The sequence below is a fragment of the Lysinibacillus parviboronicapiens genome (assembly GCF_003049605.2).
In the GTDB taxonomy this organism is placed as follows: Bacteria; Bacillota; Bacilli; order Bacillales_A; family Planococcaceae; genus Lysinibacillus; species Lysinibacillus parviboronicapiens.
This window is the reverse complement of the sequence record NZ_CP073713.1, coordinates 1,609,461-1,627,362: the sequence shown is the minus strand read 5'-3', so window position 1 is coordinate 1,627,362 and position 17,902 is coordinate 1,609,461. Positions and strand designations below refer to the sequence as shown.

Below are 17,902 nucleotides of genomic sequence, written 5' to 3'. Positions count from 1 at the left end.
AGCCGTCCGCTGAATGTAAAAAGACCTATTGCTTTCATTATACGCCTTCCAAACATTTTTGGTTGTTTATTGACCCGAAATTTCAATGTCAATTATATGGCATTGTGGTTTTGCACCAAAGCGTAGGGGCAATAATGTTGTGCCATAGCCGTTACTCACAAGTGTCATCACACCCTCACGCTCACGATAAGACCCATTTGGATGAACTCCATACGGACCAAGTCTAATTTGACCACCGTGTAAATGTCCACCAATCATTAAATCTGCTCTAAATTTTGCCCGTATACGAGCAAAGACACCTGGATTATGCGAAATAAAAACAACTAAATCCTGCTCATCAATTTTTTCAAATGCTGCATCAAAGCTATATTTCATTGTGGATGTATCTTCAATGGCACTTAACCAAAAACGATTTTCCTGGGGAAGTAAAATTGCATCATTGGCTATGATGGTTACGCCGTGGTCCTGTAAAATACGACGAAGTTGCTCTTCGCCCACTTCTCGGTCATTATTTCCCCAAACAAAAAAGGTCGGTCCTAGCGGTGTCAATAAATCGAGGTTCTCATGGATACGTGAAATGGGTGTACGACTATCTGCAAAATCTCCACCTATTATGACCGCATCAAATGAGCCTTCCAACTGCTCAATCATGTGACGGCTAATTTTCCGTAAATGCGTATCAGATATAAAAAATAATCGAATGTTTTCTCGTTTTCCTTTTAATATCAGTTGATGATGTAAGACATTGTTTTCAAATGCAACCTTCCACATATAGAGTAGGAAGGCGATGACTACGAAAAGAAATACACCAATATAAATCATTCCCTCACTCCTCCTAACGAAAGCAAAAAGACGATTCGTTTTTATGAAGAATCGCCTTTTCACTAAATCAGACGTACGCCTTAACCTTATTTGGTGTTGACGTTTGTCCATTATTTTATACTAGAAAAACATCATTGCCAATGAATGACACTTGTTTTTCTTATGGTAGTTTAATAACTTGGCCAACCATTACTGTGTTGGAAGTCATACCGTTCGCTGCACGGATTTTTGCTAGCGTTGCTTCACTACCATTACCGTAGTGATTCAATGCAATGCGATATAGATTTTCATTTTCTTTGACTGTATGTGTACTTGCTTTTGCTGCAGCTTGTTTTGCCTCTTCTGCTTTGCGAGCCTGCTCGGCTTTCTTCGCTTCTTCTGCTTTTCTTGCTGCCTCAGCCTGTTGCTGTGCTAACTTAGCCTCTTCTGCTTTTTTGGCTTCTTGTGCTTTTTTCGCCTCAGTAGCCTTTTCTTGAGCTGCTAGTTTCTCAGCGTCTTTCTTTGCTTGTTCTTGTGCTTCGGCATTTGCTTTATCATCTTTATTTTCTTTATCCTTTGAATCTGATGCCGCAGAAGCTTTTGCTTCATCGCCCGACTTGTCAATCTCAACAATAGAATCCATGGAATCCTTTTCGGCTTCCTCAATTGTTTTACCAGGTTCATAGAATTTCACCAAATAGATTAATATCGTTAATGGGATTAGTATGAAAATTACTAAAAGAATGGTCATTAACGGCGTTTTACGTTTTGTACTTTTTGGCTTTTTGTTCGTGCTTCCATTTTTGGTCATTCTTGAAACTCTGGATAAATTTTGCTGCTCTTGTTGTTCTTCTTCAAATGATTGACGATGTTCTTCGATTTTATCTCGATAGTCTTCTTTGCTCATTCGTTTCGTACCCCCAACCTTACTACGCTTTCTATCATTCTATTATGACGAATTTTGCGAAAAAAGTAAATGACCGTCAATTTTAGTCTAAAAGCCTATTAAGAGTTGTTTTAATCGACTTTCCCATGGTATCATTTCTACTTTTTTCTCTTCCTTTAAGCGTTCTGTATTGATTTCATCATAATGGATTCCACAATTTTCACAACAGTTTTCGGGCTTTTCCTGCAATTTTTGCCCAAAATACCCGACTAATTGCGTGCGAATACAGTCTTTTGTCTGAGTAATTTTAAGCATTTCATCAACAGCTTGATATTTTTCTAGTACCAATTGATTTAGACGTGCCTTTACTTGCTCCACAGATTCCTTTTGGGACCAGTATGCGAGTACCCGAAAGGCCGTCTCACTCAGTTCCCCATTTTTCAGCATGTTTGACGGCTGCACTTGTTGCCTCACAAGCTCTTGGTAACGATCTACATGACTAGCTGACGGCAAATCACCTGTTACAACAAATTTCGCAAGTTCTTCGTCCCCATCACAATACAGTAAAATCGTAAGCGCTGGCTCACCATCACGACCTGCTCGCCCGATTTCTTGCATATAATTGGCAACATTCGCTGGCATCGTTTCATGAATGACTTGTCGAATATCGGACTTATTAATCCCCATCCCAAAAGCATTGGTAGCCACAATCCAGTCCAGCTCTCCATCTATAAACTGCTGCTGAATAAACTGACGATCCTCAGCCCCATAGCCTGCATGATAAGCAGCCACTCGTAACCCCGCCTGCGTAAATGCTTCACTATATTGCTCCGCACGCTTTCGTGAAGACATATATAAAATTCCTGGTCCGGCTGTTTCTTTGATATGCTGCAGTATCCACTTTGCTTTATCTGCCCTATCCGCGAATACTACACGCCCTAAAGATATCGTTGGTCGGTCCACATTATACATAAATTCAAATGGCGCATGTAGTGATAATGTTGTTCGAATATCATTGACAACTTTTTGTGTTGCAGTCGCCGACAATGCTAACACGGGTGGACGTTTTTCTTGTGAAAACCATTCACCAATCCGTAAATAATCTGGACGGAAATCAAAACCCCACTGTGAAATACAGTGTGCTTCATCGACCACAATAAGACTTAACTCCATTTTCGCGAGTTTTTCTTGTACCTGCTGTTGCAATAGCATTTCTGGCGATGTAAAAATAAAACGATATTGCTCAAGAAAGTGCAGTGCATACCGTTTTTCGGTGAGTGATAAAAAGGAATTTAAAGCTACCACTCTTTTTTCCCCAATGCGTTTTAATTGCTCGACCTGATCTTGCATTAAGGATAGTAATGGTGACACAATTAAAACAGGCTTCTGCAAAATATATCCCGGTAATTGATAGCATAGTGATTTACCCATGCCTGTTGGTAATAATGCAATGCTATCTTTTCCTGCAAGAATGGCTTCAATCACTTCCCTTTGGCCAGGGCGAAAAGTCGTGTAACCAAAATATTTCGCTAATGTTTGTTCTAGTTCCATTTATACTTCCCCCTTCGCCAGGACAAGTCTGAGTTGGAAATAGCTCATACCTTCCACCACTTCATGCAATGCCTTTAACTTTTTAGTTTGATAGTGCTTCGATGCATGCCAAACCTTTTCCGCTTCTTCATAAGAGACGAAGGGACCGATGGAAAAGTTCGGTTCATTCATAGCTATTTCAACTAAATGATCCTCAATCGTACTTTGTTTTAAATTTCGCAGTTGAACAATTTGTTCCAATGAATAGCCTTGCTCATATAACTGGGCAGTTTGTTGCGCAGAATCAGTCAGCAAAGCTTTAATACGTAATCCATCTGCTATTTGACCAAGCAATGCATAAGTGCTGTTCTGGTGCACTTCATTCAATAGTGTATGTAGCAATTCAATAAATGCTAATTGACTATCCAAAACGCTTTCCTTGCGCTCACTTGCAAGCTGTTGCCATGTCCAACCTGGTGAGCTATGTCCACTCAATCGATAGAGAACTAGCTGTTTCTGTCGATCAGCTAACGGCAAAGCAGTCAGTACTTGTTGACATTCCTCGAATAACTGCTGCTGCAAATGACCTAACTGATAGTTATGGTTGACTAAGAAAGCACGCACCCACGCCTGTACTTGTGGATCTTTGCTAATCGGAGAAAATGAATGCATGTCCGCTCGGTGATACGATAAACTTTGGACAATCAGGGATAATCGAGCAAAAAACGCATGCTCATTTCCGCGGTAATGCCAACCATCAAACAAAAAAGTGGCTGTCTGCTCTGCACGCTGTAAACCTAGCTTTTTCATGGAATAGTGACCAGATTCCTGCATATTTAACCAACTATATTGCGAAAATGTGGAAACGGCCTCATCAAATGTTGCCCGAGGTAACTTTGGCAATAATCCAAAATAGTTATGTAGCTGAAAGAGGCCAATGTCTTGAATCGTCTGGCCAGAACGTTTCCCTCTTAAGACATGATAGGCTGCTGAAACGGTTCGTTCGTTATTGAGCTTGTGAAAAATTTGCAATAAAATTTGATGAAACATTGTAGCAAATTCCTCCAATTTAATAGTATTATGTTGAAATGTAAGATAAACATCTTTAAAATGAGTATGAAGCTTTGTAGGAACATTGTAAAAGGAGAGAAAGAAATGGCTAAATACACAATTGTTGATAAAGATACATGCATCGCTTGTGGCGCATGCGGAGCCGCAGCACCTGATATTTATGATTACGATGATGAAGGTATTGCCTTCGTCATTTTAGATGATAACATGGGAACTGCTGAAGTTCCAGAAGATCTACTAGAAGACATGCAAGACGCTTTCGAAGGTTGCCCAACTGATTCTATCAAAGTAGCGGATGAAACATTTGATGGCGATTCACTAAAATTCGAATAGTTTTATTAAGCACCATTACAACAACAAGGCATCCATAATTGGATGCCTTGGACTGTAGACAAACTGAACTGCCCCTAAATTGTTAGACACCAAATCTAACAATTTAGGGGTGTTTTTTATGGATAATTTCACTGCCGAAGAGAAAATATTTATTGCTCGTCTTTACCTTGAGGGGAAACATAGTTATTTGGGAATTCAAGATTTATATAAAGTTTCTTATCCAATGATTAAGGGATGGTATGTTTGGTATGTCAACAACTAAACTGGACAAAAATTATAAGGTCTGTTGCTTGAATTCCAATGGTGTTAAATAGCCTAGTGTTCCATGAATTCGAATGTTATTGGACTCAATTGCTTGAATAAAGGAACGATAAACTTCATTCTTTTACCGTTTTTAAGTATTTTATATCGTTCACTAGTTTGCAGTAGCCTCTAGTTGATTACATAGTACCATCTGCATATCCCAAGAAGTTAATGAACTTGATAATGTAGCTTTTGTAGTTGCAGAAATACCAGCAGTATCTTTATGGATGAGAGTAGTAGAACTTTGGAATTGAGTTGAGTTGTTACAAGTATTTGCTGTTATAGAGTAAGGTCCATAAAACTAAATTAACAGCGCCATTTGAAGAATTTGCACCAACATTTGCATATGACACAGCGCGGTTTGTAATTGATTTTACGCGACTGTCAATAATAGACCAACCACCCGAAGCACCTAAAAGGCGTAACATAGCAAAATCGTTTACTGTTTTAGCTTCAATATTTAATGTAGCATAAGCTCGTACACTACCTGTTGAATCTTTTATTTCCCCATTCCATAAAGGCGCAATTTCCGGAATACCCAAATCTAATTCATCTAATGTAATGTCGCTAAAGGCAGAAATGGAAATTATTTGAGTATCTTCGATCAATTTTGTCTTGCCACAAATGATGGAGATGTATTACACACTCATAAAATGTACTAGAGTCTATATAAATCGAACTTTGAAATTACGCTTATCTAAAGTTAAATACTCTTTTCAGATTGTTATTGCAACCATAATTTATGTGTGATAAAATTTTAGTAGTTGGTACTAATAACAGATATTATATTGCAAAGGGGTTCTTATAGATGATGGAGAATTTATTACAATTAAAAGATAAAAATATCGTCGTAATGGGCGTAGCGAATGATCGTAGTATTGCTTGGGGAATCGCAAAACGTCTATTTGATGTAGGCGCCAATGTGATTTTCACGTATCGTCAAGAACGTTCATTAAAGAAATTACAAAAGCAACTTGAAAATTATGGTCAACCTGAAGCCCTTATTGTCCAATGTGACGTCAACAGTGACGACAGCACAAAAGCAGCCTTCGATGAGATTGGCGCTAAAGTCGGCGTTATCCACGGCATTGTACACTCTGTAGCATTTGCCAATGCAGAAGACTTACACAATCGCTTTTTAGAGACAACTCGTGACGGCTATGCATTTGCGCAAGACACAAGTGCGTACTCTCTTATTTCAACAGCAAAAGCCGCACATCCATACATGACAGAAGGCGGTTCTATTGTAACAATGAGTTATCTAGGTGCAGAACGTGTGCTAGACGGCTACAACGTAATGGGTGTCGCTAAAGCTGCATTAGAAGCATCTATGCGCTACCTAGCTGCTGATATAGGTCAAGACAATATTCGTGTCAATGCCATTTCTGCAGGGGCGATTCGTACACTTGCAGCAAAAGGTGTTCCTTCATTCAACACGATTTTACACAAAATCGAAGAAACTGCACCATTAAAACGAAATGTCCAACAAGATGAAGTCGCAGATATGACGATTGTGATGCTATCTCACCTATCACGTGGTGTGACAGGAGAAACAATCTACATCGACGCTGGCTACAATATTATGGGTTAAACAACAGTAAGCATGTAAGATCGTCATTGATCTCACATGCTTCTTTTGTTTTTGATTCATTTAACTTTAATCTTAAATAGAATCAAAACAGCGATAATAAACTTTGTCCCAGTAAGAATACACCTGCAATGAGTAATAGCATATAAATCATCTTTGTAAATAGTGCTTGATTAAGCTTCTTAAATAAAATTTGCCCTAACACTAGACCAATAAGGACAAGTGGCAGTGCATACAAACTATTAACCCAAACCGTTTTATTTGTGCCTTCAACCGTTAATTGAAACAGTAAGCTAATAGCGTAGATAAAAATAAAATAGGCGATTGAGGTTGCTCTCGTATTTTCTTTATTTTTCTGTGTACCTGCAAAATAGAGTAATAATGGCGGTCCAGCCATGCCGATACTTGTTGTTAATAATCCCGATAAAAACCCTACACCATATTCTCTATTTTTGGTTGGCTGAATTGAAAAATTTCTCATTAATAATATCGTTACCCCAATGAGTATGAGTGCGATTATTAATTTAAAGGTGGTTAAATCTACAATTGCAAAGATGAAACTACCAAAAGGCGCTCCGACGATACTGCCTAAGAGTATCTTTTTTAACAAACCAAAATCAACATCACTTTTAATCTTCCAAAGCAGTGCTAAAGAAATGACAAGCGACAAGAGGATATTTATTTGCATTGCCTCTTGCGGTGAGAATAGCATAAGTAAAAAAGGAGTGGCCATAATAGAAAAACCAAACCCCGAACTTGTTTGCAAAACGGATGCTAACAAGATAAGCAAAAAGAATAACAGAAGTTCTATCAAACTAGCACCTCACAATTAAAAATATCATTTTATGGCCTTGTCACCATGCTTTGCTTAGCAATGATGCCCTTTAATAAAAATGAAAGTAAACAAGCTACGACTAAAAAGACAGTAATCATTGCAATAACACCTCCCCAACCATCGTGCATCCAAAATATGCCCCCTGCTGTCCCTCCTACACTGGAGCCAAAATAATAGAAAAATAAATACAGAGAAGATGCTTGTGCTTTATCATGTGTGGCCCGTCTACTCACCCAACCACTGGCAATGGAATGCGCAGCAAAAAAGCCAAAGGTAAAGACCGTAATGCCAATAATTTTCAAGCTGAGTAGACCACTTAATGTCAGAAGTGCGCCCGCAAACATAATTGCAATGGACAGTAACAACATTTTTTGTCGTCCATATTTATCTGCTAAACTCCCAAACCAAGCCGAGCTAAACGTACCGACCAAATAAATAACAAAAATCCAACCAACAATTGTGGCACTTAAACTATATGGCGGTGCCATTAATTTAAAGCCGATATAGTTGTAAAGAGTAACAAAGCTCCCCATTAACACAAAACTAATGCCAAAAAGACAAAGCATCGATGGGTCTTTGACATGTTGAATGAGTGATGTCGTTAATGCTTTTATTTGCAATGGACGTGGCGAAAAATGCCTAGAATTCGGTAACATCCATACAAACAGGACACTTATAATGAGGCTTAACATACCGAGCACAATCATACCCACTTGCCAATTATAAAGGTCAGTTAATGTGCCAATAATAACACGTCCACTCAGTCCCCCGACTGAATTACCACTTATATAGAGGCCCATAGCAACGCCGAGACTACGAGGGTCCATTTCCTCTCCTAAATAAGCCATGGCAATGGCAGGTAAACCTGCAAAAACAACCCCCTGTATCACTCGCAAAACCAAAATTGTTTCAAAGTTCGGAGAAAAAGCAAGCGCTAGCGTCAGGATAGATGCCGCAAAAATAGAAATCGTCATTAAGGACTTTCTCCCCCAAGCCTCCGACAAGGAACCGACAATAATCATACTGATAGACAATGCAAATGTCGTTACAGATAAAGAAAGACTAGCTACTGCGGGTGATACATGAAATTCCTCTGCAAATGTCGGTAACAATGGCTGTGATACGTATAAGTTTGCAAAGGTAATAAAACCCGCTAAAAATAGGGCCCAGTTTGCTTTATTAAATGCCTTTGTCCCCTTTTGTATATAATCCATTTCTCTCTCTCCCTATTCACAATCCATTTCTATCTATTATTCTAATACAACGTTCTGCAAAAAACACGGTAGATTGTCGAAAAATAGACAAATATATCTTCATTTATCTGTTTTTCGCAATATTTTTAGTTGACATTTTTTTAAAAAGGTCCATTACAAGCATAATTACTTACTGTTTTCCTATGAATCATTTATCCTGAAATAGAACGTGTTGCTTCATAGTTAAGGGATTTATCGACATGATTAGTGTACAAAGACTATAAGGGATTTGACTCAACTGCTGATTTTCACTACGGCCGAACGCTTTTCAGTGGGCAGGGCCGAGCCACTTCCCTCGCTACGCTCAGCTCGACTGTCCCGCTTTTCCCGTTCTTTAAAATGAACATATAAATACACAATAAGTAATGGCATGATTTATAGAAGATAAGATTGAGTCATGCACTTATTTATTGTGTATAACTCTCATATTGCAAGCTAAACCAAATTAAAAAAGTTTAGACTATATGATGAATAAACATAAAAAGACCAGATACTCACCTTTAATGAGCGCATGGTCGATTAAGTGGAACAACTTGTAACTGAATTACAAAACAACAGCATAGAATTGTACTCTTTTGTTTCAGAAAATGTCTCTGAAGGTATTAGAGCTTGACACTATGCACGATGACAATAAAAAGGTACTTGACGTATTACCTCTGCTGTATTTAAATTCCACAATAGACTATTTTTTACCAAATGTCATTGCTAATATTTTATTTAACTCTTCTTGTACTAAACGACCACGTGGTTGCTTTATAATAAAGATTGTTCAAATTAATACCTAATAGCGTTGATAAACAGGCAAAAAGAAAGAGCATGTTTTAAAAAAGATTAATCAAAACATGCTCATTATATTTTTTATGGAATCATTCTTTTATAAAAAAGTTTGATCATTTCTATAATTTTCCCTCCATTAAAAAGCGATTTAATGGCGGAATAAACCAGTAAATCCCTCATCCAATTTCATGGATTGGGACAACCCCTTAATCCTTTAACTGATAGAAAACCTGTTTAATTTTGCCTCAGTGCCAAGTATGGCAGTATTAAGCTCATTCCCTCGGCTATCTTGTCCCCTTCTGAAATAGAGACTGCGTAAAAAATTCTTGCTGTTCACGCGAGCAATCACCTGACTGCGACTTCTCGGCAAATTGCAGCATTGCGCTAAGCAGCTAATCCAATCAGCGATTTCTTGATGTGGAAGTAACTCTTTGTCAATCATCGTATCCACGATATTGACCAACCGCTCATCATCCTCATCACTAAAAATATGTATTCCATTATGTAGCAAGCCAGAAATAGCGACAAGAACCTCACGCAGCATTGCAACGCTGCTCTCCTCGCACTGCACCAACTCAACAAAAACATCTGCACCGTGAGACGCGCTGTGAGCCCAGCCTCCTACTGAAAGGTAACCCCGCAGATCCTTCTCCTCTTTGTAATAACGGAGCATTGCTTGCATTAATTGCTCAATTTCTTCTTGATTTAAAAATGGATTCTGTCTGTGGCGTTGTATAATCAAAGCGATAGGCAAGGCAGAAAACGACCTTGTAAAAACTGACTGATCATCCTCGCTGCCAATATTATAGAACAAATGGTTCTCATCCGTCAGAACAGTTAAAAGACTACGCAACTCCTCATTACTGAACCTATTCTCTTCCTTAATCCACATATAAAACATCGGATAAATCAAGTTATCCCGCAATTCTGGCTGAGGATCGCCAATATATTGAAGTAACAAAGGTAAGAAATCTTGATGCTGCTCACCTTCGCCTAACTGATAATCATTCTCCTCAATTCTTTGCAAATCCTCCATAAGTTTCAACCTTATATCGCTCACTTTCCCATCCCCTTTAACATTAATAAAATCTCTTCTATTACAATATCAGGCTCATCATGATGTATATAATGTCCACTACGACTAGCAATCTGGAACTTACTTGACGTTGACAGCCATTGGAATTCTGCTTGTAGACTTTGTTCAATTTCTAATATTTCTTGAGAGGGCCATCCATCTTCATTATTATCGGGTAAACCTCTTGTAATAATTGAGAGAGGGATGTCACTTTGTTTTGAATAATCAACAATTTGCTTATAACTCTGTATTTTATCAATTTTCTCACTATTCAACATAGGATTCTCGAAATATTCCCTATTTCCTGCAAGTAGATTTTCTGGTAGAACCTTTTCATAGGCAAGTTCTTTATATTCCGGTGCAGCGTCAACCAAAACCATACCACAGATGTCCAGCGGATAAAGACTGGTATACAATCTGGCGACCAATCCACCAAAGGAATGGCCTACTAATATATAAGGCTTCTCCACGTCAAGCGCTTGCACCAATTCGAAGAGCTCCTCAACAAGATCACAGCAAGTTCTCGGGACAGCTACGTCTTGACTCCTGCAAATACCCGCCCTGTCATAGGACAAGGTTGACGTTTCATCCGATATTCGGTCTTGGACCTTTTTCCATGTTTCATGGCTATCGCCTAACCCTGCAATAAAGATTACGCTGGGTGTATTTTTACGATATTTATTGAACAGTATACGCCTATCATAGAAATTGATTATCTTTTTATGTTGTATCGTCACTTTTAATCACCTAATTAAATTATAAACTTTACATTATTATTTCTACAATATAAAAAAAGGACCATTTATGCAACTCAGTAATAATTTGCTAAAGTAGTTAGTTTAAGTATATTACTTCACAATCTGCTAATTGAATGATTCAAAGCTATCAACGTTACACTTGTATCATTTTGGATTATTACAATAGCATACTTTTAAAATCACATTTAAGTAATGCCATAATAATTTCATCTGAGTACGCATCGTTATAATATAAGGATTGACGTAAGACTCCTTCTTTTACAAACCCAACCTTTTCATACGCTCTTATTCCACGCAAATTATGGCTAAATACTTCTAACTGTAAACGATTTAATTGGAGTTGTTCAAAAACAAATCTTAGAACAATTTTTGTAGCTTCAGTACCATATCCTTTTCCTGTTAATGAAATAGAAGCCATCGATATTCTGAATCCTGCTTTTTTGTTCGCCTCATCTATATCGAAAATCGATAACTCCCCGATCATTTCGTCAGTGCCTTTTAAACAAATAGCGAAATCATAGCGACTTGAATCATTATTAATATTTTCAATATGTGTCTTAATTTGAACCAGTGAAAAATTAGAATTCGTTCCAGTCATATAACGTATTTCTTTATCCATTGTATTTTCTAATATAATAGGTGCATCTAACTCGCAAAGAGGTCTTAAATAAATTCTCTCACTCTCTAATCTCATTTTAACTTTCTCCTTAATTGTTTTTTTACCATAATACTACTTCAACACCATTCTAAAAATACCTGCTTCTTCAACTAACCTGCATCGCTAGTTCAATTGTAAAGTTCTATTCAAACAATGGAACTTTTGGGTCTATTCCATAACAATGAATAAGCATAGCGTGTAATTGCCCTCTGTGATGATAAATGTGAGCTACAATCTCTAACAACCATTCATATCGTGAGTATGTAACACCCCAATAAGAAGTAACTTCCTCTTGAAGTTCGACTTCTGTGAAATTCATCAATTTATCTTCTAAAAATTGATGATTTTTTATCAATGCTTCTTTAATCTCATTTAGACTTTTATATGAAACACTTGGATAAAATTTGTTCATCTTGTCTTGAGATGCCCCGTCCGAAATAAGCGAATCCGCTTCACAAATAATAGCAATATGTTCTAACAGCTCTCCTATGGACTGCTTATTAGGCGTAGGCCTTTTTTGCAAGTCATTTTCTGTTAACTTTTCTATCATTTCAACAATTGTCGTTACAGCGACTTTAATTTGATGTAATGCACTCTTACAATATATATTCATTTTATCCTCCTTTACATCAATCCTCTATTCAACTAAACTGCACCGTTAGCACAATTAGAAAAAAGAGCTGCCTAAGCAGCTGCTCAATGATCTTTAAGTACGCCACCGTTATGGATTACCCTATTTATTAATTTCCTCAAGCATATTTCCCATGACAAAGTTGTGCAAATCCACCTTGTTCACCTATTCTAACATGTTCCTCCGATACAACCCCCACCCAGAATTTTCGGTTCATGATATGCGCCCTCTAGCGTTGCACAAATCGTTCCACATTTTAAACCCAAAAGAAAACGAATAAAGACCAGATTTACATACGGTCTCTCTTTATAGTAAGTGGCTGGTATCTAAAGACCATTAATAGTCCTTACAATGTAAATGGTTTGAAAAAGTAAACGTAACAAGAAAAATAGACAGTACCCAAAATAAACCGGTACTGTCTCATTTTCTAAGTGCTTATTAAACTAAACTGCACCGTTTGTACAATAAGAAAAAAGAGCTACCTATGCAACTCAATGATCCTCATTGAAAGCACCAAGTTAATTTAAGTGTATTCATTCACAAATGTGCAAATAAGATTACAGAGCAAGGTCTATCAAGCAAGAGTATAAGAATATTAAAGAATGCGAATTTTTATACCGAAAACACCTGATGAAAAACAAATACTCAAAATCAAGAAAATGATTCCCGCTATAATTGAAATGAATCCAATAGCATATTTGACTTTATCTTTAAAAATTTTGCATAGGATTTTATAAATAACAATGCCAAGGAATCCACCTAATCCATTCAAGATTATATCATCAATATCAGTAGCACCTACTTTAAATAAGTACTGCAAGATTTCAACTGCCACACTAATAATGACGCTCCATAAAGTGTTAATGAATATCCTTTTATTGTGATTGAACAAAATCAAATAGATACCTAATGGTATAAATAAAACCATATTACCCAGGACATTAATTAATGAAATAAAGTATTAATCCACACCTGTTAGATGTGACTTTAGTGGTAGTAATAGACTAAATTCTATTCCTATTTTTGCTAGTTCTTATTCATTTTTTTACTTTTTCTTTTAACAGTAATTCTATCACTTTTAGATTCTAAAAATTACTTTAGGTATTCAAAAACCTATCTTTTCATTAATAAAATTTATGTAATTCTCTTAAATAGTCAAATTGCCAATCACCTTCCAATCTTAATTCATAAAATAAAAACAAGATATATTATTTTGAAGTAACCAATACCTATAACTTTCTGGGTCAATCACATATGAAAAAGGGAGGTGAAAAAATCGGACCCACAAAAATTGATTGGCGACAGTTGTTGTGAAAATAATCAAGTTTTTTGGCGTATTAAAGCTATTGATGTAGGTTCTATTCAACCTCCTCCAGTTGTTATCCCTGAAGGAACTATTATTCCAATAATAAATAGATATTTCTATATTGTTGCAGAAGATATCGATTTAACAAACGGAACAACCCTTCCTGCTAATTTATTTACAGATGATAATGGCGATCCCATAACAGAATTCAAACTTTTTAATCCCAATGGATATGTCAATCTTTACATCAATGCTGTGATGCAAGAGGGTGGTGCCTATAAAATAACCCCAGATTCGTTAACTCTTAACCCATTTAATGCAACTATTTTTGCTGGAACCCCAATAATTATAGAATCATTGGGGTTCCAACAATTGTGAAACCAAAACTTCTAAAAGTGTTTTATCCCTTGAAAGGAGGTGAAAAAAATGGCACTTTCAATTATTAATATTCATGTAAATGTTAATGGTACATCCACAAGATTTTTTGATGTGTTAGCAGCAGATTTAACGGTTGCTGATGGTACTACAGTACCTGCAACTGCCTTTCTAGATGATAGTGGAACTGCTGCAACTGCTTTCCCAATAGTAACGAACGGCTACTATAATTTCTATGTCAACGGCGTAATGCAAGAAGGTGATTCGTATACAATTTCTGCAACAGAATTAACTTTTAACGGTGTTACTGGCACAATTTCTGCCGGAACTCCATTAGTAGTAGAAGCTGTAGAATTAGTAACACAAACGTAAAGCCTTTCTTTTTCTATTTTGGTGCTTAGGGTCACTTTTATCCCAGTGGCCCTTTAATAGTGTCTTTCCTCAAACTGTTAAGTAATTAAATTCATTATCGAGCACTTCCTAGTCATCAAAATGATCATTTAATTCCAATGGCCCTTACGTTTTATTGTTACACACTATTTAATGTATACATAAACTAAAATCTGGACAAAATAAGAGTGTCTATAGTGTTCTCACACTACCTCAAGGCTACAGTGATTTCCACTGCAGCTTTTTTTATTTAAGTATGAAGTAACGCCTAACATCCTGAACATTAATTTTAACTAATTCTTTATAATATAAGAGGAGGAATATCCATGGAATTCAAAATTGAAAAAAAAGAGAAGTTTAATATAGTAAGTGTATCGAAAAGAGTGTCAATGTATACAGATAATAAAGTTGTTTAATTTTTAATAAGGTCATATGAAATATAATAAAGTTATTTAAAAATATTAGCCATGCTATTCAACAAACCCATATTGTGGAGTAACTTGTAAAGGTATTAAGGATTCGAAAGGATTAGCGCGAAATGGTCATTTTATTGGGTTGTGTATTTCATCCGGAATTAACCGGAGATTCAAGAATTCTAGAATATTTTGTATCCTATGGTATAGCTTGCAAAATCTGTTTTCATATAGTACAGTATTGTTAAAATTTAAATAACTGAACACGATGATGGGAAGTAGTAGCAAGCACGTTTTTTTTAGAGAGTCAGCGGGTGGTGGAAGCTGATAAAAGCACTTGTGAATCCGTCCTGGAGTTGCGCAGTCGAAGTGAGTAAAGTAGGCTGTTGCCGGTTGAAATGCCGTTATGAGATAAGTGGATTAGGCGAATGTCTAATCAATTAGGGTGGCAACGCGGGTAGCTCTCGTCCCTTTCATGGGATGAGGGCTTTTTTGTGTTCATTTATAAAACCTACTCCCATCATTATTAATCTACTGGAGGTATGAACTATGTTAGATATTAAACGCGTCCGCGACAATTTCGCGGAAATTAAAGAAATGTTGTTAACACGTAATGAAGATTTAGGAAATTTAGACGACTTTGATGGCTTAGACGCGAAACGTCGTGAGTTAATCGCTAAAACAGAAGAACTTAAAGCTGAACGTAATAAAGTATCTGAGCAAATTTCTGTGATGAAGCGTAACAAAGAAAATGCAGATGCAGTAATTGCACGTATGCGTCAGGTAGGCGACGAAATTAAAGAGCTAGACATACAGTTAAATGATGTAGAAGATCGCTTCAAAGATATGATGATGCGCTTACCAAATGTTCCGCACGAATCTGTGCCTGTAGGGACAACAGAAGATGACAATGTTGAAGTATTAAAATGGGGCGAAGTACCAACTTTTGATTTTGAAATTAAAGCACACTGGGACATTGCTACAGATCTTCAAATTGTAGACTTTGAACGCGGCGCAAAAGTAACGGGTAGCCGATTCTTATTCTATCGTGGACTTGGCGCTCGCTTGGAACGTGCATTAATGAGCTTTATGATGGATTTACATGCAGAAGAGCATGGCTATGAAGAAATGCTACCACCTGTCATTGTTAATCGTGATAGCTTGACGGGTACTGGAAATCTTCCTAAATTTGAAGAAGATTTATTTAAATTAGAGGAAACAGATTATTTCATGATTCCAACAGCAGAGGTATCTGTAACAAACTTCTATCGTGATGAAATTTTACTGGCTGAGGCTTTACCACAAGGCTTTGCTTCCTATAGTGCGTGCTTCCGTTCAGAGGCAGGCTCTGCAGGCCGTGATACACGTGGTTTAATCCGTCAGCACCAATTTAACAAAGTGGAATTAGTACGCTTTGTAAAACCAGAGGAATCTTATGAACAGCTAGAGTTGTTAACAGGTCATGCTGAAAAAATACTGCAATTACTAGGCTTACCGTATCGTAAACTAAAAATGTGTACTGCTGATTTAGGTTTTACTGCAGCGAAGAAATATGATTTAGAAGTTTGGATTCCTGCACAAAACATGTACCGTGAAATTTCTTCTTGCTCTAACTTTGAGGATTTCCAAGCACGACGAGCGAATATTCGCTTCCGTCGTGAGCCAAATGCAAAACCAGAATATGTTCATACATTAAACGGTTCAGGTCTTGCCATTGGTCGTACAGTTGCTGCTATATTAGAAAACTACCAACAAGCAGATGGAAGCGTAGTTATTCCAGAAGTTTTAAGACCATACATGGGTGGTAAAAAAATAATTGCACCAAAATAAATAACGGGTAAAAGCTATTTTAGATATCCTTTAACAGGTAATTATGATTTACAGATGCTTTTAATCGTATCGGGTGGTATAAACGCCGTGGAATTGAAAAAAATGCTTTATTATTTCTTAAAGGAAATTTAGCGAGACTAAAAAAGATGTTACTATAATCAAGGATAGGTGCATAGTGGGGATCTTACTCCTCCCACTGATTGCTAGTTGAACCAATCGGGCTTCTACGGTCAGTTGTTCGATTTACTGACCGTTAATGCGGGATACAGTTATACTTCCATAAGTGGGGATCTTACTTCCCCTACTGATTGCTAGTGGAACCAATCGGGCTTTACGGTCAGTTGAGCGACCATAGCTTTTACTGACCGTTAAAGCCGGAAAACCTAAAGAATTGGAGTGAATGGCATGAAAATTACCATTGATAATGAATTAGCTTTACGCACTGTTGCCGTAGAAGACGCGCAAGCAGTTTTTGCCCTAACGGATGCCTCTCGAGAATACTTACGCGAATGGTTGCCATGGCTTGATTTTACAAAAGAGGTAGCCGACTCAAAGGCTTATATAGAAAGCTGTATCTCTGGCTTCGAAGCACAGAGTAGTCTCTCTCTTGTTATTATTTTCCGACATGAAATTGTAGGTATTGCTGGCTTTAATGCCATCAACCCTTCGAATAAAACTGCCACGGTAGGTTATTGGCTGAGTAAAGACGCACAAGGACATGGCATCATGACAAAAACCGTAAAAGCTCTAATGCACTATGCTTTTGAGGAGCTACAGCTCAATAAAGTAGAAATTCGTGCAGCTGTAGGTAATGTGAAAAGTCGTGCTATTCCTGAGAGATTAAACTTTACAATAGAAGGTACGATTCGTGACGCTGAATGGCTGTACGATCGTTATGTGGACCATGTGGTATATGGCATGCTCGCAAAGGAATGGCAGGCATTGCTATAAGAGTTAGCACCAATATTATGCGTTAATCGGCATATATCGCCGCTTATACATGCTACTTCACCGCTTGCTGTCCACATATTTACAGGAGTGTCCTAAAAAATAGCTACCTGACACCGAAGTGTCAGGTAGCTATTGTCT

General features: G+C 37.3%; 19 protein-coding genes, 1 pseudogene and 1 other annotated feature. Of the genes and pseudogenes, 7 read left to right on the top strand and 13 right to left on the bottom strand.

Going from position 1 to position 17,902, the window contains the following annotated elements; all coding sequences use genetic code 11:
- Positions 1–66 precede the first annotated feature (66 nt).
- From C9J31_RS07650 to C9J31_RS07635, 4 genes are all read right to left on the bottom strand, one after another.
- The gene (locus C9J31_RS07650) at positions 67–822 is read right to left on the bottom strand and encodes a metallophosphoesterase (RefSeq protein ID WP_107951201.1); all 756 of its coding nucleotides are present in this window, start codon (positions 820–822) and stop codon (positions 67–69) included.
- A 160-nt stretch (positions 823–982) separates the two neighbouring features.
- Positions 983–1,708, bottom strand: a complete 726-nt coding sequence (locus C9J31_RS07645) for a LysM peptidoglycan-binding domain-containing protein (RefSeq protein WP_107926775.1) — start codon at positions 1,706–1,708, stop codon at positions 983–985.
- Positions 1,709–1,795: 87 nt separating this feature from the next.
- Positions 1,796–3,238, bottom strand: coding sequence for a RecQ family ATP-dependent DNA helicase (locus C9J31_RS07640; protein WP_107951202.1), 1,443 nt, complete (start codon positions 3,236–3,238; stop codon positions 1,796–1,798).
- A complete protein-coding gene (locus C9J31_RS07635; protein WP_107951203.1) occupies positions 3,239–4,267 on the bottom strand; it encodes a YpbB family protein in 1,029 nt (342 codons plus the stop codon).
- A gap of 105 nt (positions 4,268–4,372) precedes the next feature.
- On the opposite strand from C9J31_RS07635, the gene C9J31_RS07630 reads away from it, so the two are divergent.
- Both C9J31_RS07630 and C9J31_RS07625 read left to right on the top strand, forming a co-directional pair.
- Positions 4,373–4,621, top strand: coding sequence for a ferredoxin (locus C9J31_RS07630; protein ID WP_004232564.1), 249 nt, complete (start codon positions 4,373–4,375; stop codon positions 4,619–4,621).
- Positions 4,622–4,739: 118 nt separating this feature from the next.
- Positions 4,740–4,883, top strand: a complete 144-nt coding sequence (locus tag C9J31_RS07625) for a hypothetical protein (protein ID WP_193767161.1) — start codon at positions 4,740–4,742, stop codon at positions 4,881–4,883.
- Between the two features lie 304 nt (positions 4,884–5,187).
- On the opposite strand, the gene C9J31_RS07620 is transcribed toward C9J31_RS07625, so the two are convergent.
- Complete coding sequence (locus tag C9J31_RS07620; RefSeq protein ID WP_107951204.1) at positions 5,188–5,532, bottom strand: hypothetical protein; 345 nt, start codon at positions 5,530–5,532, stop codon at positions 5,188–5,190.
- A 200-nt stretch (positions 5,533–5,732) separates the two neighbouring features.
- Here C9J31_RS07620 and C9J31_RS07615 point away from each other — a divergent pair, with 200 nt between their 5' ends.
- Complete coding sequence (locus C9J31_RS07615) at positions 5,733–6,515, top strand: enoyl-ACP reductase FabI (protein WP_107951205.1); 783 nt, start codon at positions 5,733–5,735, stop codon at positions 6,513–6,515.
- Positions 6,516–6,597: 82 nt separating this feature from the next.
- Here the strand turns inward: C9J31_RS07615 and C9J31_RS07610 are convergent, their stop codons facing one another.
- The 8 genes and pseudogenes from C9J31_RS07610 to C9J31_RS07580 all read right to left on the bottom strand — a co-directional run bounded on the left by C9J31_RS07610 (position 6,598) and on the right by C9J31_RS07580 (position 13,436).
- Positions 6,598–7,323, bottom strand: a complete 726-nt coding sequence (locus C9J31_RS07610) for a sulfite exporter TauE/SafE family protein (protein ID WP_193767162.1) — start codon at positions 7,321–7,323, stop codon at positions 6,598–6,600.
- Positions 7,324–7,355: 32 nt separating this feature from the next.
- Positions 7,356–8,561, bottom strand: coding sequence for an MFS transporter (locus tag C9J31_RS07605; RefSeq protein WP_107951207.1), 1,206 nt, complete (start codon positions 8,559–8,561; stop codon positions 7,356–7,358).
- Positions 8,562–9,591: 1,030 nt separating this feature from the next.
- A complete protein-coding gene (locus C9J31_RS07600) occupies positions 9,592–10,437 on the bottom strand; it encodes a DUF2785 domain-containing protein (RefSeq protein ID WP_107951208.1) in 846 nt (281 codons plus the stop codon).
- Positions 10,434–11,189: an alpha/beta fold hydrolase gene (locus tag C9J31_RS07595; protein ID WP_107951209.1), complete on the bottom strand. Its 756-nt coding sequence runs from the start codon at positions 11,187–11,189 to the stop codon at positions 10,434–10,436. The genes C9J31_RS07600 and C9J31_RS07595 overlap by 4 nt, the downstream gene beginning before the upstream one ends.
- 178 nt (positions 11,190–11,367) lie before the next feature.
- On the bottom strand, positions 11,368–11,904 hold the full coding sequence (locus C9J31_RS07590) for a GNAT family N-acetyltransferase (RefSeq protein WP_107951210.1): 537 nt from the start codon (positions 11,902–11,904) through the stop codon (positions 11,368–11,370).
- Between the two features lie 106 nt (positions 11,905–12,010).
- Positions 12,011–12,481, bottom strand: a complete 471-nt coding sequence (locus tag C9J31_RS07585; RefSeq protein ID WP_107951211.1) for a DinB family protein — start codon at positions 12,479–12,481, stop codon at positions 12,011–12,013.
- A gap of 139 nt (positions 12,482–12,620) precedes the next feature.
- A pseudogene (locus C9J31_RS23565) lies at positions 12,621–12,716 on the bottom strand (EVE domain-containing protein); the annotation flags it as partial.
- Between the two features lie 378 nt (positions 12,717–13,094).
- Entirely contained in the window at positions 13,095–13,436 is a 342-nt protein-coding gene (locus C9J31_RS07580) for a VanZ family protein (protein ID WP_274520194.1), read from the bottom strand.
- A 330-nt stretch (positions 13,437–13,766) separates the two neighbouring features.
- Here C9J31_RS07580 and C9J31_RS07575 point away from each other — a divergent pair, with 330 nt between their 5' ends.
- The 4 genes from C9J31_RS07575 to C9J31_RS07560 all read left to right on the top strand — a co-directional run bounded on the left by C9J31_RS07575 (position 13,767) and on the right by C9J31_RS07560 (position 17,764).
- The gene (locus C9J31_RS07575; protein WP_107951213.1) at positions 13,767–14,183 is read left to right on the top strand and encodes a DUF4183 domain-containing protein; all 417 of its coding nucleotides are present in this window, start codon (positions 13,767–13,769) and stop codon (positions 14,181–14,183) included.
- Positions 14,184–14,231: 48 nt separating this feature from the next.
- Positions 14,232–14,552: a DUF4183 domain-containing protein gene (locus C9J31_RS07570; protein ID WP_107951214.1), complete on the top strand. Its 321-nt coding sequence runs from the start codon at positions 14,232–14,234 to the stop codon at positions 14,550–14,552.
- A 690-nt stretch (positions 14,553–15,242) separates the two neighbouring features.
- Positions 15,243–15,458 (top strand) — a binding site (T-box leader).
- Positions 15,459–15,532: 74 nt separating this feature from the next.
- Positions 15,533–16,813, top strand: coding sequence for a serine--tRNA ligase (serS, locus tag C9J31_RS07565; protein WP_211634933.1), 1,281 nt, complete (start codon positions 15,533–15,535; stop codon positions 16,811–16,813).
- A 405-nt stretch (positions 16,814–17,218) separates the two neighbouring features.
- Positions 17,219–17,764, top strand: coding sequence for a GNAT family N-acetyltransferase (locus C9J31_RS07560; protein ID WP_107951014.1), 546 nt, complete (start codon positions 17,219–17,221; stop codon positions 17,762–17,764).
- Positions 17,765–17,902: the final 138 nt, after the last annotated feature.